Annotated in this window: 21 protein-coding genes and 2 rRNA genes; 11 read left to right on the top strand and 12 right to left on the bottom strand. The window is 60.3% G+C overall.

The features are described 5' to 3' along the window. The 3 genes from MUW49_RS17665 to MUW49_RS17655 all read right to left on the bottom strand — a co-directional run. A partial coding sequence (locus tag MUW49_RS17665; protein ID WP_244813026.1) for a retention module-containing protein occupies nucleotides 1-355 on the bottom strand: 355 nt, incomplete at its 3' end. Between the two features lie 222 nt (nucleotides 356-577). Further along, complete coding sequence (locus MUW49_RS17660) at nucleotides 578-2239, bottom strand: putative transporter (RefSeq protein WP_010675535.1); 1662 nt, start codon at nucleotides 2237-2239, stop codon at nucleotides 578-580. 121 nt (nucleotides 2240-2360) lie between these two features. After that, nucleotides 2361-2993 (bottom strand): hemolysin III family protein, encoded by a 633-nt coding sequence (locus tag MUW49_RS17655; RefSeq protein WP_039041319.1) that lies wholly within the window; start codon nucleotides 2991-2993, stop codon nucleotides 2361-2363. A gap of 190 nt (nucleotides 2994-3183) precedes the next feature. On the opposite strand from MUW49_RS17655, the gene MUW49_RS17650 reads away from it, so the two are divergent. The 3 genes from MUW49_RS17650 to MUW49_RS17640 all read left to right on the top strand — a co-directional run bounded on the left by MUW49_RS17650 (nucleotide 3184) and on the right by MUW49_RS17640 (nucleotide 5667). After that, the gene (locus tag MUW49_RS17650; RefSeq protein WP_201957234.1) at nucleotides 3184-4689 is read left to right on the top strand and encodes an aminotransferase class V-fold PLP-dependent enzyme; all 1506 of its coding nucleotides are present in this window, start codon (nucleotides 3184-3186) and stop codon (nucleotides 4687-4689) included. A 105-nt stretch (nucleotides 4690-4794) separates the two neighbouring features. Further along, entirely contained in the window at nucleotides 4795-5346 is a 552-nt protein-coding gene (locus MUW49_RS17645; RefSeq protein WP_039041321.1) for a septation protein A, read from the top strand. A gap of 24 nt (nucleotides 5347-5370) precedes the next feature. Continuing rightward, on the top strand, nucleotides 5371-5667 hold the full coding sequence (locus MUW49_RS17640) for a YciI family protein (protein WP_010675539.1): 297 nt from the start codon (nucleotides 5371-5373) through the stop codon (nucleotides 5665-5667). 60 nt (nucleotides 5668-5727) lie between these two features. On the opposite strand, the gene cysQ is transcribed toward MUW49_RS17640, so the two are convergent. Then, a complete protein-coding gene (cysQ, locus tag MUW49_RS17635) occupies nucleotides 5728-6498 on the bottom strand; it encodes a 3'(2'),5'-bisphosphate nucleotidase CysQ (protein WP_201957237.1) in 771 nt (256 codons plus the stop codon). Nucleotides 6499-6664: 166 nt separating this feature from the next. Between cysQ and MUW49_RS17630 the strand changes: the two genes are divergently transcribed. The 3 genes from MUW49_RS17630 (at nucleotide 6665) to MUW49_RS17620 (ending at nucleotide 9599) form a co-directional block, all read left to right on the top strand. Next, on the top strand, nucleotides 6665-6982 hold the full coding sequence (locus MUW49_RS17630; RefSeq protein WP_039041323.1) for a ComEA family DNA-binding protein: 318 nt from the start codon (nucleotides 6665-6667) through the stop codon (nucleotides 6980-6982). 94 nt (nucleotides 6983-7076) lie between these two features. Further along, nucleotides 7077-7988, top strand: coding sequence for a UTP--glucose-1-phosphate uridylyltransferase GalU (gene galU, locus MUW49_RS17625; protein ID WP_010675542.1), 912 nt, complete (start codon nucleotides 7077-7079; stop codon nucleotides 7986-7988). A gap of 213 nt (nucleotides 7989-8201) precedes the next feature. After that, nucleotides 8202-9599 (top strand): peptide MFS transporter, encoded by a 1398-nt coding sequence (locus tag MUW49_RS17620; protein ID WP_041212400.1) that lies wholly within the window; start codon nucleotides 8202-8204, stop codon nucleotides 9597-9599. A 70-nt stretch (nucleotides 9600-9669) separates the two neighbouring features. Here the strand turns inward: MUW49_RS17620 and MUW49_RS17615 are convergent, their stop codons facing one another. Continuing rightward, complete coding sequence (locus MUW49_RS17615) at nucleotides 9670-10641, bottom strand: response regulator (RefSeq protein WP_029314797.1); 972 nt, start codon at nucleotides 10639-10641, stop codon at nucleotides 9670-9672. Between the two features lie 275 nt (nucleotides 10642-10916). Between MUW49_RS17615 and MUW49_RS17610 the strand changes: the two genes are divergently transcribed. The 3 genes from MUW49_RS17610 (at nucleotide 10917) to MUW49_RS17600 (ending at nucleotide 13281) form a co-directional block, all read left to right on the top strand. Beyond that, complete coding sequence (locus MUW49_RS17610; RefSeq protein ID WP_200164152.1) at nucleotides 10917-11591, top strand: DnaT-like ssDNA-binding domain-containing protein; 675 nt, start codon at nucleotides 10917-10919, stop codon at nucleotides 11589-11591. Between the two features lie 72 nt (nucleotides 11592-11663). Continuing rightward, nucleotides 11664-12518 carry a DnaA/Hda family protein gene (locus MUW49_RS17605; RefSeq protein WP_010675546.1) on the top strand — a complete coding sequence of 285 codons (855 nt, stop codon included), beginning with the start codon at nucleotides 11664-11666 and terminating at the stop codon, nucleotides 12516-12518. A gap of 127 nt (nucleotides 12519-12645) precedes the next feature. Continuing rightward, nucleotides 12646-13281, top strand: coding sequence for an SDR family oxidoreductase (locus tag MUW49_RS17600; RefSeq protein WP_200164153.1), 636 nt, complete (start codon nucleotides 12646-12648; stop codon nucleotides 13279-13281). A 56-nt stretch (nucleotides 13282-13337) separates the two neighbouring features. Here the strand turns inward: MUW49_RS17600 and MUW49_RS17595 are convergent, their stop codons facing one another. The 4 genes from MUW49_RS17595 to MUW49_RS17580 form a co-directional block, all read right to left on the bottom strand. Further along, a complete protein-coding gene (locus tag MUW49_RS17595) occupies nucleotides 13338-14531 on the bottom strand; it encodes an ABC transporter permease (protein ID WP_244813025.1) in 1194 nt (397 codons plus the stop codon). Beyond that, complete coding sequence (locus MUW49_RS17590) at nucleotides 14528-15664, bottom strand: ABC transporter permease (RefSeq protein WP_201985833.1); 1137 nt, start codon at nucleotides 15662-15664, stop codon at nucleotides 14528-14530. The genes MUW49_RS17595 and MUW49_RS17590 overlap by 4 nt, the downstream gene beginning before the upstream one ends. Continuing rightward, nucleotides 15664-16668, bottom strand: a complete 1005-nt coding sequence (locus MUW49_RS17585) for a biotin/lipoyl-binding protein (protein WP_080767988.1) — start codon at nucleotides 16666-16668, stop codon at nucleotides 15664-15666. Before MUW49_RS17585 ends, MUW49_RS17590 begins: the two co-directional genes overlap by 1 nt. Before the next feature lie 73 nt (nucleotides 16669-16741). Next, nucleotides 16742-18148, bottom strand: coding sequence for a TolC family protein (locus MUW49_RS17580; protein WP_202040618.1), 1407 nt, complete (start codon nucleotides 18146-18148; stop codon nucleotides 16742-16744). A 290-nt stretch (nucleotides 18149-18438) separates the two neighbouring features. Between MUW49_RS17580 and dusB the strand changes: the two genes are divergently transcribed. Both dusB and fis read left to right on the top strand, forming a co-directional pair. Beyond that, entirely contained in the window at nucleotides 18439-19404 is a 966-nt protein-coding gene (gene dusB / locus MUW49_RS17575; RefSeq protein WP_010675552.1) for a tRNA dihydrouridine synthase DusB, read from the top strand. A 25-nt stretch (nucleotides 19405-19429) separates the two neighbouring features. After that, on the top strand, nucleotides 19430-19726 hold the full coding sequence (gene fis, locus MUW49_RS17570) for a DNA-binding transcriptional regulator Fis (RefSeq protein WP_005309538.1): 297 nt from the start codon (nucleotides 19430-19432) through the stop codon (nucleotides 19724-19726). Between the two features lie 82 nt (nucleotides 19727-19808). On the opposite strand, the gene MUW49_RS17565 is transcribed toward fis, so the two are convergent. The 3 genes from MUW49_RS17565 to MUW49_RS17555 form a co-directional block, all read right to left on the bottom strand. After that, a complete protein-coding gene (locus MUW49_RS17565) occupies nucleotides 19809-20441 on the bottom strand; it encodes a LysE family translocator (protein WP_182955030.1) in 633 nt (210 codons plus the stop codon). Nucleotides 20442-20737: 296 nt separating this feature from the next. After that, nucleotides 20738-20852, bottom strand: a 5S ribosomal RNA gene (rrf, locus tag MUW49_RS17560). A gap of 126 nt (nucleotides 20853-20978) precedes the next feature. After that, nucleotides 20979-21090, bottom strand: a 23S ribosomal RNA gene (locus MUW49_RS17555); the annotation flags it as partial.

The following is a 21090-nucleotide window of genomic DNA, read 5'->3' as shown; positions in this document are numbered from 1 at the left end:
CCCCCCCCCCCGCATTGCCTGCGGCCGGGGCTCCGCCCGCCGCCGACGCTTCGAATGCCTTGGTGGGGTCGGTCCCGTCCAGAATCGCTTGCTGCAAGGCGGCGATGTCATCGGGTGTCCCCGCGTTCGCCAGCACGGCGTCACCCTGTTCGGGGCGCTCGCCGGAACCCAGGGTGAACGTGGTCTCTCCTCCCTGGAAGCTGGCCCCTTCGGGCGCAAGCAATACCGCATCCTTGGGCAGTACATCGCCTTCTGCAACGAGTCTCTGGCTCCCGTCGGCGGCGACCAGATACATTTTGCCTTGCAAGTGGGTAACGACGACATCCTGATCCAATACGATGCGCTGATTGCTCATGGTTTCTCCTGAAATATCGAAGGGCATATTGCTCCAGCCTCCAATGTGCCCGTTTATCAGGCCATAAACCAGTGAGAAAAATCGAATGAACAGACCGAAATGAAGCCGGGTTTCGGGGTGAAAGCGAAGGAACGCCTAAGATGAATAAAATTAATTAAATCAATAGCATCAATTGTGACAAAACGAAGACGGGAGCCTCATCGGCTCCCGTCTTGTGAGGTGTCAGACACCGGCCCAGAGCAGGATGGCCAGCAGTTGGGGCGAGATGATCCGCAGGAACATCACCAGGGGGTAGACGGTCGCGTAAGAGAGTGCGCTGGCACCACTTGTGGGGTGCATGCCGTTGGCAAATGCCAGAGCGGGAGGATCCGTCATCGAGCCGGCCAGCAGACCACACAGCGTGAGGTAGTTGAGCTTGCCATAATGGCGTGCCAGCACACCCACCAGCAGCAGCGGGATGAGGGTGATTGCCACACCGTACATCATCCATGCGGGACCGTCGCCGTTGATCAGGGTGTCGATGAAGCCGGCCCCGGACTTGAACCCCACCACCGCCAGGAAGAGCACTATGCCTATTTCCCGCAGCGCCAGGTTGGCGCTCGGCGGCATGAACCAGTAGAGCTTGCCGATGCTGCCGATACGAGACAGGATGAGCGCCACCACCAGCGGTCCCCCTGCCAGCCCCAGCTTGAGCGCCGCCGGGAATCCCGGCAGATAGAAGGGAATGGATCCGAGCAATACTCCCAACCCGATGCCGATGAAGACGGGCAGCATCTGCACCTGCTGCAGTTTCTGCTGCACGTTGCCCACCACGCTGGTGACCGCCTCGATGGCATCGAGCCGCCCCACCAGGTTCAAGATGTCACCGAACTGCAGACTGGTCTGACTGGTCGGCACCAGCTCGATGCCGGCCCGATTCAGGCGCGAGATGACCACATCGTATTTCTGCTTGATGTCGAGATCGCGGATCCGCTTGCCGAGCACCTGCTCATTGGTGACCACCACCCGCTCGACCCGCAGATCGGTCCCGCGGGTGGAGAGGGAGGTGTCTACCTCCTCTCCAAGCACCAGCAGCACCTTGTGCAGGGCATGGCGTTCCCCCACCAGGTGCAGCAGGTCGCCAAGTTCGATGCGCGAGTCGGGCTTTGGCACCATCAGCTCGTCGCCACGCTTGAGGCGGGAACAGATGACGTCCGCCTCGTCCAGACTCGGGATCTCGCGGAGCATCAGGCCATGCATATTGGGATTGCGCACGGCAATGTTGATGGTTTGCAGACTCTCCTTGGTCTTGCCAGCCTGCTGCTCGAAAGCGACCGCCTCCTCCTCGATCTTGATGTGGAAGAACATACGGATGAGCCACATGGTGAGCAAGATGCCGCAGATCCCGAACGGGTAGGCCACCGCATAGCCCATCCCCATCAGGCCGGTGGATCCAGGATCCGCCCCCAGCTCGGCCAGGATCTGCTGGCCAGCCCCCAGGGACGGGGTATTGGTCACGGCCCCGGAAAAGACCCCGAGGATCACCGGCAGCGGTACATCGAACAGCTGGTGCAACGCTGCCGCCACCAGGCAGCCGAGCAGAACCAGCAGGGCCGCGAAGCCATTGAGCTTGAGGCCCGAACTGCGCAAGGAGGAGAAGAAGCCGGGACCGACCTGGATGCCTATGGTGTAGACGAACAGGATCAGGCCGAACTCCTGAATAAAATGAAGTGTTTGCTCATCCAGCTTCAAGCCGGACAAGCCGGCGAAGTGGCCCACTATGATGCCGCCGAACAGCACCCCGCCAATACCCAAACCCACGCCATAGACTCGCCAGTTTCCCAGCCAGAGCCCCAGCACTGCCACCAGCGACAGCATGCTGATGGAAAGCGCGATCTCACTCATCGTTTGCATCCTTTCCAAACTGAACTGGCACTAGCTTGTCAGCAAACGAAGGGGGCAACTGTGGGGTGCCGCACGAATTCAGGCTTTCATGAGCACAAAAATACCAATTAAGGGTTAGCCATCAGATATAGCCATAAATGGCCATGAAGTGGCACAGACTGCCACCCAGCACAAACAGGTGCCAGATGGCGTGGTTGTAGGGAATGCGCTTGGCCACATAGAAGATCACTCCCAGGCTGTAGATGAGACCACCCAGCCCCAGCAGCAGAAGCCCGGTACCATCCAGATGCAGATAGAGCTGGTAGATGACCACCAGCGACAACCAGCCCAGCATCAGATAGGTAAATAGCGACACCTTCTTGAAGCGATTGATGAAGATCAGCTTGAACACGACCCCCGCCAGGGCCAGCCCCCAGATCACCACCATCAGTCCTTGCGCCAGCGGCGTATCGAGCGCCACCAGCAGAAAGGGGGTATAAGTGCCGGCGATCAGCAGATAGATGGCGCAGTGATCGAACAGCTTGCTCCAGCGTCTGGCCGCCACCGAGCTCACGCTGTGGTAGAGCGTCGAGGCGAGATAGAGCAATACCAGGCTGGCACCGTAGACGCCGTAGCTCAGCAGTACCCTGGGCCCCTGATCCCACCCCTTGTGCAGCAGCAAGACCAGTCCCAGCCCGCCCAGCAGCAGCCCCAGACCATGGCTGAGGCGATTCGCCCACTCTTCCCGTGGAGAGTACCCCGTCACATCCATCATTACCTCCAACCCATTACCGGCCCACTCTAGCGGCCGACGTTTCAGGCTACAAGTGTTAGCTGAAAATAAAGGCGCGAGGAGAGGGAGGGCCAGAGATGGCTGTGCCCCCCGCCCCTTTGGTGTATGCTCTGCCGCCGACGCCGCCCATGCGGATGGCCCGTCTGCCCGACAATCTGGTCTGGAGAACCCGATGAAGCTCACTGAACTGTTTACACAACCGGATCCTGATTTCGGCAAGGCCATGACGGCCCTGCTGGAGCATTTCCATCATTCCGACGACAGTCAGGCCCCCTATCAGCGGGGCAACTTCACCCACCAGCTCGATCAGTCGTGCATGCCCGCCATCGGCATCTCTCCCCGGGACTATCTGGCACGGCTCGCCACCCTGGTACCCGGGGCATCGCACCTCACCTCTCCCCGCTACATGGGACACATGACGGCGCCGCTGCCGGCCTTCACCGCCGAGCTCTCCCGGCTCTTGGTGATGCTCAACCAGAACCCGATGAAGATGGAGTCCTCCCGTTTGCTGAGCTTTCTGGAACGGGAAGTGCTGGCCAAGCTGCACCGTCTGGTCTACCGCCAGGACAACGCCTTCTATGCAGCCCAGATGCATGCCAAGGATGCAGCCCTCGGTGTCATGACCAGTGGCGGTACCATCGCCAACGTCACCGCCCTCTGGCTGGCCCGCAACCGGGCCTGTGGCGACAACCTGTTCACCCTCGCCGAGCAGGGCTATCGCAGCGCCGTCATTCTGGGCTCGCGGCTGATGCACTACTCCTTCGACAAGGGAATGGATCTGCTGGGACTCGGGGCTCGCAGCGTCTGGCGTCTCGACACCGACGAACACAACCGGCTCAGTCTGGCGGCGTTGGAACAGGCCCTTCAACAATGCAGGGAGCAGAAGCTCAAGGTGCTGGCGCTGGTCGGCGTGGCCGGCAGCACGGATTTTGGCTCCGTCGACCCGCTGCCGGAACTGGCCGCCATCGCCCGGCGCGAGCAAATCCACTTCCACGTGGATGCGGCCTGGGGTGGCCCGACCCTCTTCTCGCCCCGCTATCAGGGATTGCTTACGGGGATAGAGCACGCCGATACCGTCACCCTTGACGGTCACAAGCAGTTGCTGGTCCCGCTCGGTACCGGCATGCTGCTCTGCCGCCAACCGGACCTGATGATGACGGTGAAGCGCGAGGCTCCCTACGCCATCCGCGCCACCTCCTTCGATCAGGGGCGCTTCACTCTGGAGGGGACCCGTCCCGCCAACGCGCTCTATCTGGATGCCGCCTTCCAGATGCTGGGACAGCAGGGTTATGCCCAACTCATCGACGCCAACTACGACAGGGCGCGGCGAATGGCAGCGCTCATCGACGCCAGCCCCGCCTTCGAGCTGATGTCGGCACCTGTCATGAACCTGCTCTCCTACCGGTGCATTCCGCCCCACCTGCAAGGTCAGGTGCCCGATATGGCGGCCAACGAACAGATCAATCTCTTCAACGTCGCCCTGCAAAAAGCCCAGCGCGCCGAAGGGCACAGCTTCGTCTCACGCACCCAGCGTGCAGTCTCCTGCTATGGCGAGCAACCGCTCACGCTGCTGCGCGCCGTCCTGCTCAACCCCCTCATCGAGGAAGCAGACATACGCGCATTGCTGGACGATCAGGTGCGCCTTGGCAACCAGATTGCCAGCCAGCTGTTCGAGTAACCCGCCGCCCCGGGAAGGAACTGCCTGCAGAATGGACGGTCTTATTCATTTGCCGTTGTCTGACGGGCAGGTACACTGAGTGAAATTTTGAGGTTAGAGCCCAGCATGAAGCAGTTTATCGAGTTCATCCCCCTGATCGTCTTCTTCGCGGTCTACAAGTTTTACGACATCTACACCGCCACTGGCGCCCTGGTGGTCGTCACCGGCCTGCAACTCCTGTACAGCTGGCTTCGCTATCGCCGGGTCGAGAAGATGCAGTTGTTCACCTTCGTGCTGGTCGGTTTCTTCGGCGGCCTCACCGTCTTCTTCCACGACGATGCCTTCATCAAGTGGAAGGTGACCGTCATCAACATGCTCTTTGCCCTCGCCCTGCTCATCGGCCGCTATGGCTTTGGCAAGAACCTCATCAAGCAGATGCTGGCCAAGGAGCTCCAAGCCCCCGACCGGGTCTGGGACAACGTCAATCTCGGCTGGGTCGGCTTCTTCACCCTGTGCGGTCTGCTCAACCTCTACGTGGCCTTCAACCTCTCCCAGGAGATGTGGGTCAACTTCAAGGTGTTCGGCCTGCTGGGCATGACCCTGGTCTTCACCCTGCTCAGCGGCGTCTATCTCTATCGCCACATGCCGGCCGAGCAGAACGCAGAACAGAAAAAATAACCGCAACCAGAAAGGGATTGTTCCATGTGGTATCTGATCTACTCCGAAGATGTCGCGGGCAGCCTGCCCCAGCGCAAGCTGGCACGCCCTGCCCACCTGGCCCGCCTGCAAGCCTTGCAGGATGAGGGCCGCCTGCTGACGGCCGGCCCCAACCCGGCCATCGATGCCGAGGATCCGGCCGATGCGGGCTTCACTGGCAGCACCGTCATCGCCGACTTTGCCAGCCAGGCCGACGCCCAGGCCTGGGCCGATGCGGACCCCTATGTCGCGGCGGGGGTCTACGCCAGGGTGACCATCAAACCGTTCAAGAAAGTCTTCTGAGCCCATCAAGGCTGACAAGAAAAAGGCCGGACACTGTCCGGCCTTTTTGCATCTTCTGACTCATGCCCTGGCCACAAACCAGGGATTGAGGATATCAGGCTTGTTGTAGCAAAGCGGCGAACCATCGAGCTGGGTGACGCTGCCCCCCGCCCCTTCCAGTACCGCCTGAGCTGCCCCCGTATCCCACTCGCAGGTCGGAGCGAGCCGCGGGTAAAGCTCGGCCTCCCCCTCGGCAATGATGCAAAACTTGAGAGAGCTGCCCATGGAAACCAGCTCGATCTCGCCCCGCTCCAGTTCGCCAAAACGGGCCAGATACTCGAGGGTTTCCTGCGACAGGTGATTGCGACTGCCCACCACGCGCCACACTTGCCCAGCGTCATGAGGGCGGGTCTGGATGGCCTCGTGCCTGCCATCGGCCACACACCAGGCGCCAATCCCCTTGCCCCCATACCAGAGCTTGTCCAGTACCGGTGCATAGACCAGCCCCCAGCGCGGGGTCCCCTGTTCAATCAGGGCGATATTCACCGTGAACTCGCCGTTGCGGGAGACAAACTCCTTGGTGCCATCCAAAGGATCCACCAGCCAGTAGCGGGACCAGCCGAGTCGCGCAGCCATCACCTCCGGGGAGGACTCTTCCGACAACACCGGGATATCGGGAGTGAGACTCGCCAGCGCCTGAACGATCACCTCGTGGGCCCCCTTGTCCGCCGCCGTCAGCGGGCTCTCGTCCTGCTTGTACTCCACCGCAAAGGGCTGTCTATAGATGGACATGATGGCCTCACCGGCGGCGCGGGCGATGGGCTCCAGTTCGGAAATGGCGGGTAGATACATGGAAAAGAGTTCTCGCTCAAAGGGTTGGTCAGTGTAACCGAGTGAGTATCTTCGGCTTATAGCCGTTTGCACTGACTTATACAGTGTCAAAACTGACAGACAAAAAGTGGCGCAACACAGCTAATGATAAATATGCCACTAAGGCAGATTCATAAGGATGTGAAACATGAACAAGAAAACCCTGATCGCCGCACTGCTGCTGGGCTGCCTCCCCCTGTTGAGCCAACCTCTGCTGGCCGCCGACAAGGCGGCGACCAAGCCTGTGGCCACCACCCAAGTCAAGGAGAGCGGCAAGATCAATCTCAATACCGCCAGTGCCGGCGAGCTCACCGCCCTGAAGGGCATTGGCGAGAAGAAGGCACAGGCCATCATCGACCACAGAGAGAAGCAGGGCAAGTTCACCTCCGTCGATCAACTGGCGGACGTCAGTGGCATCGGATCGGCCACGCTGGAAGCAAACCGGGACATGATTATCGTCAAGTAACCGGTTTGAATCCCTATCATCCCGAGGGCAGCCTGTGGCTGCCCTATTTTTCTTCGGGTATCATGAGCCCACTTTGTATCTTCGGACTCACTCCATGAAAAAGACACCGCTCGTTGTTCGCAAGGCCGTTCTCCCCGTTGCCGGCCTGGGTACCCGCATGCTGCCCGCCACCAAGGCCATCCCCAAGGAGATGCTGCCCGTGGTCGACAAGCCGCTGATCCAGTATGTGGTGCGCGAAGCCATCGCCGCCGGCATCAAGGAGATCATCCTGGTGACCCATTCAAGCAAGAACTCCATCGAGAACCACTTCGACAAGAGCTTCGAGCTGGAGGCGACCCTGGAGAAGCGGGTCAAGCGCCAACTGCTGGAAGAGGTTCAGCACATCTGTCCCAAAGACGTCACCATCATGCACGTGCGTCAAGGGGAAGCAAAAGGCCTGGGTCATGCAGTACTGTGTGCCCGCCCCCTCATCGGGGATCAACCCTTCGCCGTTCTGCTGCCGGATGTGCTCATCGACGAGGTGGCCAGCGATCTGAAGCAGGACAACCTGGCGGAGATGGTGCATCTGTTCGAAGAGGAGCAGATCAGCCAGATCATGGTGGAAGCCGTCCCCGAGAGCGAAGTGGACAAATACGGCATCGCCGACATCAAAGGGGAGGCCCTGAGCGAAGGCATGTCCCTGCCGATGCAGGCCATCGTCGAGAAGCCGCCCCGGGATGAAGCCCCGTCCAACCTGGCCGTGGTCGGTCGCTATGTGCTCTCGGCCAATATCTGGCCCTTGCTGGAAAAAACCCCGGCCGGCGCCGGCGACGAGATCCAGCTGACCGATGCCATCGCCATGCTGATGGAAAAGGAGCAGGTCAATGCCTACTTCATGAAGGGACGCAGCCACGATTGCGGCAGCAAGCTCGGTTACATGAAGGCCAATGTGGAATACGCCGTGCGCCATCGGGAACTCAGCAAAGAATTCACCAGCTGGCTGAAGCAGTTTGCCAAAGAGCTGTAATATCTGAATATTTACAAGATAAGCAGAATAAAAAACTGGGCATCATTCGATGCCCTTTTTCATTTTATAAACAAATATTCAACCATTGATAGATAAAATATCGCTAAATCATAATATTGTAATTTAAAGTCGCTTGTTCTATAAGGATTAAGGCTTGTTCCTAGCCCTTGCATAAAATTTCTAAAAAAATATAAGACACAGGTGGAAGTTCCAATGAATAACCCGTCCAAAGGGACCTTTTTAGGTCACCCTAAAGGGCTTTTTTTGCTCTTTAGTACCGAACTGTGGGAGAGATTCTCCTATTACGGCATGCGTGCCGTGCTCGTCCTCTATCTGACCGACCTGACCGCCAACGGTGGCATGGGCTGGACCCAGGCCGACGCCCTCAAGCTGTACGGCATCTATACCGGTCTGGTCTACATCACCCCCATCATCGGCGGCTGGCTCGCTGATACCTTCCTAGGCCAGCGCCGTGCCATCCTGTTCGGTGCCGTGCTGATGGCCGCCGGCCAGTTTACCCTGGCACTGCCTCACGCCATGTTCCCTGACATGGTCAACACCGTCTTCTATGCCGGCCTTGGCTTGCTGATCGTGGGCAACGGCCTGTTCAAACCGAACATCTCCACCATGGTGGGTGACCTGTATAAAGAAGGGGATCACCGTCGTGACGGCGCCTTCACCATCTTCTACATGGGCATCAACCTGGGCTCCCTGCTGGCCGGCGTGATCTGCGGCGCCGCCGCCACCGCCTATGGCTGGCAAGCCGCCTTCGTCAGCGCCGGTATCGGCATGCTGCTCTCCCTGGTCGTGCAGGCCACCATGGCCCAGCGTTTCCTTGGCGACATCGGCCGTGTGCCCGCCGCCCAGCGTGCCGCCCTGCAGCGCTCCAAGGAGCAAAAAGCGCCCCTGACCAAACAGGAAGTGGATCGCATAAAGGTGATCCTGGTACTGGGCCTGTTCACCATCATCTTCTGGGCCGGCTTCGAGCAGGCCGGCGGTCTGATGAACCTGTATGCCCAGGAGTATACCGACCGCATGATCGGCAGCTTCGAAGTGCCGACCGCCTGGTTCCAGTCCCTGAACCCCTTCTTCATCATCACCCTGGCCCCTGTCGTGGCCGCCATCTGGATCAAGCTCGGCAAGAAAGAGCCGAACTCCCCGGTGAAATTCGCCATGGGCCTGCTGTTCCTGGCCGTCGGCTTCCTGTTCATGATCGGTGCCGTGCTGGAGCAAGGTGGTGATCAGGCCGTCAAGACCTCCATGTTCTGGCTGGTCGGTGCCTACCTGTTCCATACCCTGGGTGAACTCTGCCTCTCTCCCATCGGTCTCTCCATGGTGACCAAGCTGGCTCCGCTGCGCCTGGCCTCCCTGATGATGGGTGCCTGGTTCGGTTTCGTGGCCCTGGCCAACTATGCCGCCGGCTTCATCGGATCCTTCGTCGGCGAATCCGGTGCCATGGCCATCTTCGGTGGCATCGCACTGGCCGCCGTGATCAGCGCCCTCATCCTGCTGACCATGGCCAACCGCCTGGTCTACTGGATGCACGGTGCCGAAGGCCCGGCCAAAGAGCCCGAAGAACAAGAGCAGAAACTGCAGTCTGCGACCGTTTGACCGGTCAGGACAGCAGAGACCAAACAGGGCGCCCATGGGCGCCCTGTTTGCATGTGTTCACTTCACGGCGTCAGTGGTGACGAACCTGCATCGTCAGGGCGCTGCCGCTGTCACTGCGAAACTGCAGATCAAAGGGCTCGTGCCAGCTTCGCCTGTGCAACGTGTAGCGACTGCTGCGCATCAAGCCGAGCGGCAACCCCCCTGCACGCATCAACCAGTGAGGTGAGGTGAGCCCGGCATTTGCAAAAAGCAGCCCATCCTCCTGATCGAACAGCAGGGCCGCCATGGCAAAGGAGTGACGCAGGCCCGACTCCAGCAGTTGCAGATTGAGGTAATCCAGCAATCGGTGTGGCTGGGTCAGCAGCAGGCTCTCTTGTTGCTGGTATTGGCGATAGGGGCCGTTCATCAGGGATCGCACCAAGGCACCACAGAAAGCCGCATCCACACCGAGGATGGGCAATTCCATCACCAGTACCAGCAGCTTGTCGTCCAATTTGAAGGTATCCGGGATGAAGAGATTGCCCATGCCGGCAAAGGTGACCTGCCAGGGTCCCCACTCCTGCATGCCAGGGGGGGCCAGCCAGGCGAGCAGCCGGCTGCTCGCCAGATCGTGGCCACGGAAGAAGTCGATGTGCTCCATCAGCTCCAGTTGCTGGCTCTGATGCCCGAGGTTTGTCAGGCATTGCTCGATGCTGCGGCGGATCTGCTCATAGTCATTCACCGGTTTGATGAAGAAGTCCCTGGCCCCCGCCCGCAGCGCACGCTCGATAGCAGCCATCTGATCCTGACCGGAGATGACGATGACGGGCACCTGTGGATAGCGGGCGGTGAGGCAGGCAATCACCTCATGACCATCCATGTTCGGCATGTTCAGATCACACAACACCACATCGGGGTGATAGAGCGCTGCGGCAGAGAGCCCCTCAATCCCGTCTTCTGCCTGAAAGACGCAGGCCCCGTCGTGCTCGAGATAAGATACCAGTGAGTGGCGAAAAACCGCTTCGTCTTCTACCACCAAGATCCGTAGTCCGGCTTTTGACATCTTGACAAAGCTCTTATTAGTCAAATGGTTATTTGAGCATTAAGACTAGATCATGGGCGCTGGATACCGCCACACAATATTGTCGAGCAGCGAGCCGGGCTGGCCTTGGTATCTGCCAAGCGTTTGAAATGGTCCGACTATTTTGCTCGCCCCCTTGAGCAGAGATGATTGACAACCGTCGCCCGGCAGCCGTTCTCTCGCAGGTCGGCACCATGAATTGTATGAGGCACCGCCATGAGGGATAATGCCCTCCACTCCAGATCGTGAAGCAGACCATGACGCCAGCCGAATACAGCGCCCTCGCCCATCCCAGACTCTCCCATCCGGCCCGCAGCCTCTATACCCTGCAACTGCGCCGCTTGGTGCTGGAAAATCGGCTGGCCCGACTCAACTATCCCGAGCTTGGCCGGGCATTGGCTGTCGTCGATCCGGGCAATCCCGGTGGTTTCAGCTATCAGGTCAACGCTCGTCAGCTGACCGAACTGCTCGACGAGCTGATGGAGGCCGAACTGCTTCAGGTCGAGGCCCAGACTGACAGTGAGCACTACCACCAGTGCCCTTTCCAGTTGCCGTTGCTGAGCCAGCGGGGGCGCAGCCCCCTGCCGGCACGCCCGTTCCAGATGCACCTGCAGTGGCGTCCGGACGAAGAACTGCCTGCTCTCGCACGCCTGTGCGGGGTGATCGATGCCAGCTACAGCGAAGAGGATCTCGGGGAGTTCATCGCCTACTGGCTCGGCCGCCCCGAGGTGTTCGACTCCCAGCACCAGTGGATGTTGAAATTTATTCGGGCCCTCAAGAGTCGGCGCTATGCCCGCCGCCCGGCGACCGTGGTCACCGGGTACCAGCAGGTCGCGCCAGCCCCGGTAGAGGCTGGCCCGAGCCGCCGGGCGCAAGAGATGATCGATGAAGCCAAACGGCTGGCACAAGCTCAGGAGCCGGAGAATGATTGATACCAGGCGGCCACGAAGTGCACTATTGACCCCCTGCCCATCCAGCCACAGCCCTAGCAGAAGGAGAATTCCATGACAGATCCGCACGACCCGATGCGCCAGGCACTGGAAGAGATCGAGGCCAAACGCCAGAAAATCGCCAAGGCGAGACAGGAGCAACGGGCTCATGATCCCGAGCTCAAGCGTCACGTCAGCAGCCTGCAGCAACGTATTCTCCGACTGCGGGCCGCAACCGGCGGCAGCCAGTACGACTACGAGACCCTGCGCAAGGAGTACGACGCCAAGGCCAATGCCGAAGTGCGCGAGTTGCAGAAGGCCGCCCGCCAGGAGCGGATCCAGAAGCTGATCGCCCAGGCCGACCTCAATCCGGACTGGATCTTCGACAAGATGGATTCCGGTGACCCGGCCCTGCAATACCCCATCGAGACAGCCCGCTACTTCATCAGCGGTTTCGAGCACTGGGAGAAGAGCGGCGGGGGCTGCATGCTGATCTACGGCGATTACGGCACCGGCAAATCCACCCTGGCGGGCGCCGTGGCCCACGAGTTGATCGCGCGCCACCAGAAGTCGGTGATCTTCCAGCAGTGGGCCTCCATCGTGGACAGGCTCTTCTTCAACGTCATCCAGGATCAGGAGGAGCGCAACCAGTACCGCCGCGCCCTGGAAGAGGTGGACCTGCTGATCATCGACGAGGTGGCGGCCAACCGCGCCAAGATGGCCGAGAGTCAGTCCAGCTTCCTCGGCCACCTGCTGCGCCGTCGTCGCAACCTGTCCAAAAGCGTCATCATCATCACCAACCACAGCCCCCAGAGCCTGCATCAGGCCATCGGCGATTTCAGCTATGAGGCGATCAAGGCGTTCAATCCGGTGGACATCCACCTGAGCGGACCCAGCCGCCGTCCCAGCATCGGCCATTACAACGGTTGATCCCGTCGGGCCGGCGTCCCTGATGTCCGGCCCTTCATATCCCCTGCACCTCACAAATAAAAACCACTCTCATTTACAGAGAGCCATCCAGGCTCTAGGCTTGCTCTTTTGTTCGAGAGGGCCTGTCATGCCAACCACACTCATCTTCGGTGCCAGTCGCGGACTGGGCCGCGCCTTCACCGACCACGCACTGCAACTGGGCCACAGGGTCGTTGCCCTGGTGCGCCATGCCGACATGGCCAGCGAGCTGCATACCCTGGGAGTCGAGGTCGTCATCGGAGATGCCCTGGACCCCCTGGCCGTGGCCCAGGCTTGCCGCTTGGCGGGCAGGGATGCCCGGGTAGTCTCCACCCTCGGCAGCTTTCGCCAGAGTGCACCGGTGGATTATCAGGGCAACCGCCATGTGATCGACGAGATGGAGCGCGCCGGGCTCAGCCGCCTGCTGCTGGTCACCTCCCTCGGTTGTGGCGACAGCTGGCAATACCTGCCCGAGCGGGCTCGCGCCGCCTTCGGACACGAGGTACGCCTCAAGAGCCTGGCGGAAAGCTGGCTGCAGACCAGCACCCTTGAGTGGACCATTTTACGCCCCGCAGGGTTGCAGGATGGGGAGCCCACGGGTCAGGCCATCCTCAGCCAGGGGCAAGAGAGGCATGGCCTGGTCAGGCGCCAGGATGTGGCGATACGGGGTTTGCAACTGCTCACCGACCAGGAGGCGTGCGGCCAGATCTATGCCATCGGCGATCCGGGTCTGAATCAGCCATGATCCCTGTGAATGGCAACACGGTCAGCCCAGTGGCTGACCGTGTTGTTGCAAGGCGCCTAGTCGGTGGAAGACGCTGTCGCCCCATCATCCGGCCGCGTTGCAGGGCACGGTTGACGCCAGCGGAGCAACCAGCACGCCAGAGCGCCATACAGCAGCGCCAGTCCCCACAACTGCCACCAGTAGCGGGAGACCTGGGCAAAGTCGGCCCCCATCTGATTGAGGCGCAGGAATCCCTCGATGGCCGGCGTGCTCGGGGCCCACTGGGCCAGCCAGTTGAGGGGAGCCGGGATGAGCTCAAGGGGCCAGATAAAGCCGGCCAGGAAGACCAGCGGCAAAGAGGAGACAAGCACTACCTGGGTCGGCAGATCACGGCGGGTGAACAGGGCGCCGAGCACGATCCCGAGCCAGGTGGTGGCCAGCAGGAACGGCAGGGTAAAGAGCCAGAGTTCGCCGGGTACAGCGGTGCGGGCAATACCGTAGTGATCGAAGCAGAAGCCGAAGAAGTAGGTCACCGGAAGGACGAAAAGAACCCCCACCACCAGGGTGCGGGCCAGCAACAAGGCCGGCACGGGGGCATGTTGCCAGTAGCCTGACTCGCCACGGCGGCTGCGCTGGTTCTGGGTCGCCCCCAGGATGCCGGTCCCCATCAGCAACACCTGATGCAGGATCAGCACGAATACCGCAGGCACCACGTAGTTCACATAGCCCATGGTGGGGTTGAATACCGGCAGCACATTGAGGCCCACCGCGTTCCAGCCCATGGCGGCCTGGGGCAGCGCCTCGCCCTGGCTCAACAGCCTGGCCACCTTCACCTGGGCGGCGAGCGTGCCCCCCGCCTGGGCCAGCCCTTCGGCAATGGTGCCATAGACCAGGAAGTAGGAGGCATCCCCGGCATAACCCAGGGTCACGCTCCTGCCCAGCATCAGATCCCGATAGAAGTGGCGGGGAATGTGCAAGATGCCGCTCGCCTTGCCGGTCAGCATCATCTGGCGGGCCTCGTCGAGCGAACCGGCACGGGCCACCAGTTTCACCTGCGCCGTGGCATCTGCCATGAACTCCAGCTGGCGGGAGAGCTGGCTGCCATCCTCGTTGACCACCACCACGGGCTCTTCCCTGGGCAATTGGTGCAGGTAGGGTTGGGGGTAGAGGAAGGAGTAGAAGAAGACGCCGCCAAACAGGGTCAGCATGATGGCGCGATCCGCCAAGAGGGTGCGCAGCTCAAGGCGCACCAGATCCCAGAATCCCATCATGGCCTGGACTCCTCATGGGGCAGGGCCGCGCCCGACGGCGTCCGGTAGCGGTGTACCACCAGCAACAGGGGCAGCAAAAACAGCAGCAGAGCCCCGAGCTGGGGCAGGGCCGCCGTCAACGGTTGACCATAATTGGTTTGCCCGATCTGCAGCTCCACATAGTGGGAGATGGGCAGCAGGCTGCGCCAGAACTGGGCCACATCCCCCATGGCGCTGACCGGAAAGGTGACCCCCATGAAGGCAAATCCCGGCGCCGTGTAGGCGCCGGCCAGAGAGAGCGCCCGCGCCGGATCCCGGATGATGGCGTAGAAGAAGGCCCCCATGGTGACGCAAGCGGCCGACGCCAGTCCCAGCCCCGCCGTCAGCACCAGCCAACTGCCTTGCATGGGGTACCCAAGCCCCTTGAACAGCAGCAGACTCCACGCCAGACCCCACCCCCAGCCGATGAGCACGTGGGGCAGCAGGGTACGCCAGAGGCCGAACCAGACCCCTCTGGTGGTCCAGTCCAACCCGAGGCGATCGGTGCGGGCCAGGGCGTTCAGGCCATAGAGCACCACCAGGATCTGCCACACCGCAGGTAGCAGGGCGCTCAGCAGAAACTGGGCGTAGCTGGAATTGATGTTGTAGAGCGCGGTAACCTGGCTCGCAATGGGTACGGATTGTCCCAGGGCACCGGGCAGCGTCTTGCCGTCGGCCATGGCCTCCAACACCCCTACCTGGCCATTGAGAGTTCCCACCACCTGGGCCAGTGCGGAGTTGACCAGCTTGGCAATCAGGATGAACTGGCCATTGTTGAACACGGTCACCCTGGGTTGGGTCCCCTCGCGGGCATCCCGCTCCAGGTGATGAGGGATCACCACCAGGGCATAGATGTCCCCCCCTCGCAGTGCCCTGGCCCCCTCGTCAATGGCGTCAAACTGCTGCGCTATCTTGAGCCCGGCGGAGCCATCGAGAGAGAACGCCAGTTGCCGGGAGAGGGTGCTGCGATCCAGATCCACCAGACCGACCTTGAGATCCCGCGCCAGGCCGGCTGAAAAGATCCAGCACAGGATCCCTATCAGCAGAAAGGGGACCCAGCTCGCCAGCGCCCGGCCGAACGGGTCCTGCCAGAGCAACCGCCATTCGCGCCCCATCAGAGCTCGACCAGCACGCTCATGCCGACCCGCAGCCCGTCAACCGGCTGCAAGGGGCGCGCTTCCACCTGGAAGCTTTTCATGTCGAACCCCTGGCGGGTGTCGGTGGCACGCCAGGTGGCGAAATCCCCCATCACGGCCACATGGGTCACCTTGAAGCGCACCAGCTGATCCCCCAGGCCGGGAATACGGGCATCAAACTCGGTACCGACCGGGAACCTTGGCAAGAGGTCCTCACGGACATGGAACTGGGCCCAGGCATCCTTCATGTCGAGCAAGGTCACCACAGGGAAGCCCTGGGGAGCCAGCTCGCCGCTACGCAACAGCACCTGGGCAACTTCCCCCTCGTGTGGGCTGGCGATGCGGGTATCGGCCAGATAGGCTTCCACTTCCGCCACTCCGCCAGCCGCCATCTTGGCCTGCTCGCGGGCCGCTATCTTGGTCTCTTCCCGCGCCCCTTCCAGTGCCATCTGGTATTGCTGCCAGGCCATGCCCTCGCTGTACTTCGCCGCCTGCCAGGCCGTCCAGGCCTCGTCACGCTTTTGCAGCGACATCACGCCATCCCGATGCAGGCTGGCAATGCGCTCGTAGGTTTTGCCATGAAGCAGGGCAGCCGCCTTGGCCTGTTGCCACTGATCCTTGGCGGCCGCGATCTGCTGCACTCGCGCCCCCTTCTCAGCCTCTTCGGCCATGGCACCCGCCGCGGCCTGCCCGGCCTTGGCCTGACTCAGCTTGGCCTCGATCTCCGGGCTCGCCAGAGTGAACGCCAGTTGGCCCCTGGCCAGTTGATCCCCCTTCTTCACCAGCACCTCGTCGATGCGGCCCGCCACCTTGGAAGAAACCGAATATTGCTGCGCCTCTATCTGCCCCTGCAGACGCACCGGCTCCGGCTGATAGGCCAGCCAGAAGCGCCAGCCAAGCCAGAGCACAAGCAATACCAGCGCCAGTGGCAGCAGCCAGGGCTTGCCCTGGCTCATCTTCTTCTTGATGGGGGGATGACTCATGAATTCACCTCGGCAAACGGGCGACCCTTGACGGTCGAAACGGACATGAATAACGGAGTGGAAGAGCGCGCGATCATGAGTTCACCTCGATCGCCTGGCCATGCTGATACTGGTTGAAACTGTTCATCTGACCGGAGAGTGCCAACAGGCGGGCCAGAGAGATCACGTATTGATAGGCGGCGGCGGCGCGCTGGGTCTTGACCCCGGCAAGCTGGGTCTGGGCATCGACCACATCGAGGGAAGTGGAGAGCCCCTGACCGAATGCCTTGTCACGCAACCGCACGTTCTCCTCGGCCAGCGCCTGGGTCGAGGAGAGAGAGTGATACTCCTCCAGTCCCTGGGCAGCCTCGCGCCAGGTCTTCTCGACCAGCAGCTCCAGATCCTGGCGGGTCTTGGCTTGCAGCAGGTTGACCTGGAGTTCGGCGCTCTTGGCTGCCTGGACCGTCTCGGAGCGGCCATCACGACTCACCAGCGGCATGCTGACCCCGACACCAACCAGCCAGTCCGGTGTGGTCTTGGAGACAATGGAATCATCTTCATAGAGGTTGTAGTTGCCGAACAGGAAGAGCTCGGGGGCGTATTTGCCCTTCTCCAGCTTGATCATCCCCTGGGCCTGCTCCTTCTTGGCCGTCAACAGCTTGAGACCGGGATGCACCGACAGGGTCTCCTCCACAAAGGGAGACAAGGCTGGCATCCCTTCGTTGATGAAGAGGGCGGTATTGGGCTCAGCCTGCTTGAGCTTGAGCATATGGCCGAGCGCCAGCTGGGCGATCTCCAGGCTGCGCCTGGCCTTCTGGGTATCGATACGTGCCCTGTCATAGGCAGACTGGGCCGAAAGGCGCTCCACCTTGGCGACCTGCCCCTGGGCTTCGAGCTTCTTGGCATGATCCAGATGGTGTGCCAGTCCCTGCTCGATCTCCTGCTTGGTCTGCACCACCTGCGCCGCCAGCACCACCCCGAAGTAGGTCTGGGAGAGGCTCTCGAAGGTGGACTGCTGTTTGAGCACCAGCAACTGCTCAGCCTCGCTCACTTGGGCCTGACGAATATCCTGGGCCGCATCGATGCGCCCGCCGGTAAAGAGCGGCCATAGCATCTTGACCGAACTGGTCACCACGTTCTGCTTGGTGAGGGGGGTGACGAAATCGCTCGGGCTGAGGTTGAGTGCCTGCATCACGGGTCCCAGCACCTTGCCGAATTCCGGATGATTGGCGATGGGGTTGAGATCCAGCATGTCCAGCTCCATCGGCTGATCGAGATGGGTATAGCTGGCCCCCACATCCACCTTGGGCAGGTACATGGCCTTGGCCGCCTCCCGCAGTTGCTGGGCCCGCTCCACCCCGGCCTGCTCTGCCGCCAAGCCGTCATCCTGCTGGATGACCCGGCTCCAGGCCTCGGTAAAGCTGACCGTCTGCGCCTGAGCCGACCCCAGCACGATACCCAGCAGGCATGGGCAGAGCGACTTGATGAACTTTACCGTCATACATCCCCGATCCGTTTGTAATGAAATTGTGTAGAGTCTTTGCTCAATTCAGGCCCGCTATCATAGCCTAAACCGGCTTGAGAGGGAGACTCACAAATCACCATCTCCCTCACTCGCGCCCTCCTGACCATGGTCACAGACAATATGTCCGATTTTCAAGCACTCCTGAATTTGCAAGCCTTGGCGCGACGTTTTTTTCAGAAAAAAATGGCTGACGCTCAAATACTAACCTTTTCTCCTGACTAAAAAATGCGTAATATACGCCGCCCTAAGCCGATGGTAACCGTGGAATGCAGATAGGTCCCCACACGCTTGAAACTCCCCTGATCGTGGCCCCCATGGCCGGTGTAACAGACCGACCATTTCGTGAACTTTGTTTACGTTTGGGAGCCGGTATGGCCGTTTCCGAGATGCTGCTGGCCAACCCGGATGTCTGGGATACCCAGAAAACCCGGATGAGAATGGATCACTCTGCTGAAGGCGGCTTGCGATCGGTCCAGATTGCCGGTGCCGACCCCGAGATGATGGCGTTTGCTGCCCGCTACAACGTGGAGCAGGGCGCTCAGATCGTCGACATCAACATGGGATGTCCGGCAAAAAAAGTGAATAAGAAGCTGGCAGGTTCCGCCCTGCTGCGTCAGCCAGACCTGGTCAGATCCATCTGCCGGGCCGTGGTGGATGCGGTGGAAGTACCTGTCACCTTGAAGATCCGCACAGGATGGGATCCGGATAACCGCAATGGCGAGGAGATCGCCCGAATCGCCGAAGATTGCGGTATCGCGGCCCTTGCCGTGCATGGTCGTACCCGTGCCTGCCTCTACAAGGGCGAAGCGGAGTACGACACTATCAGGGCGATTAAGCAGGCCGTATCGATTCCTGTTGTCGCCAATGGCGACATCGATAGCCCGGAGAAAGCCCGGTATGTCCTCGACTATACCGGTGTCGACGCCGTGATGATCGGCCGTGCTGCGCAAGGACGACCCTGGATTTTCCGGGAAATCCGCCATTTTCTTGAAACGGGCACCAAGCTGCCGCCTCCCGACAGGGAAGAGGTTCGCACCCTGATGAACGAGCATGTCACCAATCTGCACCAGTTTTACGGTGCCTATCTGGGAGCGCGCATTGCCCGTAAACACGTGGGCTGGTATCTGGATGAAGAAGAGGCGGGCCGAGAATTCCGTAAGCACTTCAATGCCCTGGATTGTGCAGACGCACAACTCGAGGCACTCGAAGCGTATTTCGATGGATTAGGTTAACGCATAACTAAAGAGCCGACCGAATATGTTCGAACAAACCCTGACTTCTGATGCATTGGTAACAACTACTCACAATCACGCTGCCGAGCCGACCCAACGCCCCCTGCGTGACTCTGTGCAACAGGCCCTGCGTAACTACCTGGCCCAGTTGAACGGTCAGGAAGTGATTGATCTGTACGATATGGTTCTCTCCGAAGTCGAAGCTCCCATGCTGGACGTGATCATGCAGTACACCCGTGGCAACCAGACTCGCGCCGCCGTGATGATGGGCATCAACCGCGGCACCCTGCGCAAGAAACTCAAGCGTTACGGCATGAACTGATCCCGGTCATTCTGCTGCAGTGCAGACGAAGGCGTATCCCAGCGATGGGATACGCCTTTTTCTATGCCCGGTGTTTACCTGCTCACTCCACCGCCAGCTTGATACCAAGCCCCACGAACAGCCCCCCCATCACACGATTCAGCCAGGTGGCCACCCGGGTGGGTAGTCGCACCTTGCGGCTTGCAAACGCGGTGGAAAACGCCAGCAGATGGCACCAGATCATGCCGTTGAAATTGAAGATGCAGCCCAGCACGATGAATGCCAGTGCTTTTTGCGGCGCATCTGGCGCGATGAACTGGGGTACAAAGGCGAGGAAGAACAGGGCCACCTTGGGGTTGAGGACATTGGTGAGCAACCCCTGCCGAAAGATGCGCCCATAAGAGAGCGCAGGCAGCGCCACAGCCCCATCCACAGACGTTGAAGTGCCACTCCTCTGCCAGAGCATGGACACGCCGAGATAGACCAGATAGAGCGCCCCCATCAGCTTGATGACGGCAAACAGCTCGGCAGAGGCACTCAACAGGGCAGACAGTCCCAGCGCCGCCGCCAACACATGCACCATGGTACCTGTCCCGATACCCAATGCCGCCATGGACCCTGCACGCCATCCCTGGGAGCCGCTGCGCAGCATGATGAGCAGGGAGTCAGGCCCAGGCATCATGTTCAACAGCAGGCCAGAAACGATAAACAACGCCAGATCGTGGATCCCCAACATAGACAGCTCCTTGTACATGAAAGAAACAGTCTATGGATCCTGAGGTACTTGTCACTCCCGTTTCCAGCAATAGTGATTATCAAGGAAGGGAATAGCGTTTGAGCCGGAGATACTTGACGCTCAACCTGGTGAGAAAGAGAGATTGAGCCGTTTGAAAGACAGTGATACTGGCTGAATAACAATGTTTATCGATGTAATAGACTGGGTTTTGCGCATTAACCAGACTTATTATCTAAAAAATAAATTTCAGGCAATAAAAAACCCCGCTCGAGTGAGCGGGGTTTCTTGTATTGGGTGCCTGGCAGTGTCCTACTCTCGCATGGCGAATGCCACACTACCATCGGCGCTACAGCGTTTCACTTCTGAGTTCGGCATGGGGTCAGGTGGTTCCACTGCGCTATTGCCGCCAGGCAAATTCTTAATCCAGAAAGCTGACGTGAATAACGACTTCGCTAGTTTGCGTTGTCATTATCACTGAATTTGTAAGTAGTTCGCTTGGTATTTGCTACAAGTCTCTGAACACTTCTTGGGTGTTGTATGGTTAAGCCTCACGGGTAATTAGTATGGGTTAGCTCAACGTATCGCTACGCTTACACACCCCACCTATCAACGTTGTGGTCTCCAACGGCCCTTTAGGACCCTCAAGGGG

Origin of the sequence: Aeromonas sp. LsrichE-8G (assembly GCF_022869435.1) — a bacterium.
GTDB classification, from domain to species: domain Bacteria; phylum Pseudomonadota; class Gammaproteobacteria; order Enterobacterales; family Aeromonadaceae; genus Aeromonas; species Aeromonas caviae.
The sequence above is the reverse complement of the archived record's forward strand: the minus strand, read 5'-3'. Positions and strand labels throughout refer to the sequence as shown.

Excerpts from the sequence above, each read along its gene's own strand:
- fis (WP_005309538.1), top strand. The coding sequence starts at position 19,430 with ATGTTCGAACAAACCCTGACTTCTGATGCATTGGTAACAACTACTCAC.
- MUW49_RS17660 (WP_010675535.1), bottom strand. The coding sequence starts at position 2,239 with ATGAGTGAGATCGCGCTTTCCATCAGCATGCTGTCGCTGGTGGCAGTG.
- dusB (WP_010675552.1), top strand. The coding sequence starts at position 18,439 with ATGCAGATAGGTCCCCACACGCTTGAAACTCCCCTGATCGTGGCCCCC.
- MUW49_RS17590 (WP_201985833.1), bottom strand. The coding sequence starts at position 15,664 with ATGGGGCGCGAATGGCGGTTGCTCTGGCAGGACCCGTTCGGCCGGGCG.
- MUW49_RS17600 (WP_200164153.1), top strand. The coding sequence starts at position 12,646 with ATGCCAACCACACTCATCTTCGGTGCCAGTCGCGGACTGGGCCGCGCC.
- MUW49_RS17615 (WP_029314797.1), bottom strand. The coding sequence starts at position 10,641 with ATGTCAAAAGCCGGACTACGGATCTTGGTGGTAGAAGACGAAGCGGTT.
- cysQ (WP_201957237.1), bottom strand. The coding sequence starts at position 6,498 with ATGTATCTACCCGCCATTTCCGAACTGGAGCCCATCGCCCGCGCCGCC.
- MUW49_RS17605 (WP_010675546.1), top strand. The coding sequence starts at position 11,664 with ATGACAGATCCGCACGACCCGATGCGCCAGGCACTGGAAGAGATCGAG.
- MUW49_RS17620 (WP_041212400.1), top strand. The coding sequence starts at position 8,202 with ATGAATAACCCGTCCAAAGGGACCTTTTTAGGTCACCCTAAAGGGCTT.
- MUW49_RS17595 (WP_244813025.1), bottom strand. The coding sequence starts at position 14,531 with ATGATGGGATTCTGGGATCTGGTGCGCCTTGAGCTGCGCACCCTCTTG.
- MUW49_RS17610 (WP_200164152.1), top strand. The coding sequence starts at position 10,917 with ATGACGCCAGCCGAATACAGCGCCCTCGCCCATCCCAGACTCTCCCAT.
- galU (WP_010675542.1), top strand. The coding sequence starts at position 7,077 with ATGAAAAAGACACCGCTCGTTGTTCGCAAGGCCGTTCTCCCCGTTGCC.
- MUW49_RS17645 (WP_039041321.1), top strand. The coding sequence starts at position 4,795 with ATGAAGCAGTTTATCGAGTTCATCCCCCTGATCGTCTTCTTCGCGGTC.
- MUW49_RS17630 (WP_039041323.1), top strand. The coding sequence starts at position 6,665 with ATGAACAAGAAAACCCTGATCGCCGCACTGCTGCTGGGCTGCCTCCCC.
- MUW49_RS17640 (WP_010675539.1), top strand. The coding sequence starts at position 5,371 with ATGTGGTATCTGATCTACTCCGAAGATGTCGCGGGCAGCCTGCCCCAG.
- MUW49_RS17585 (WP_080767988.1), bottom strand. The coding sequence starts at position 16,668 with ATGAGTCATCCCCCCATCAAGAAGAAGATGAGCCAGGGCAAGCCCTGG.
- MUW49_RS17655 (WP_039041319.1), bottom strand. The coding sequence starts at position 2,993 with ATGATGGATGTGACGGGGTACTCTCCACGGGAAGAGTGGGCGAATCGC.
- MUW49_RS17580 (WP_202040618.1), bottom strand. The coding sequence starts at position 18,148 with ATGACGGTAAAGTTCATCAAGTCGCTCTGCCCATGCCTGCTGGGTATC.
- MUW49_RS17565 (WP_182955030.1), bottom strand. The coding sequence starts at position 20,441 with ATGTTGGGGATCCACGATCTGGCGTTGTTTATCGTTTCTGGCCTGCTG.
- MUW49_RS17650 (WP_201957234.1), top strand. The coding sequence starts at position 3,184 with ATGAAGCTCACTGAACTGTTTACACAACCGGATCCTGATTTCGGCAAG.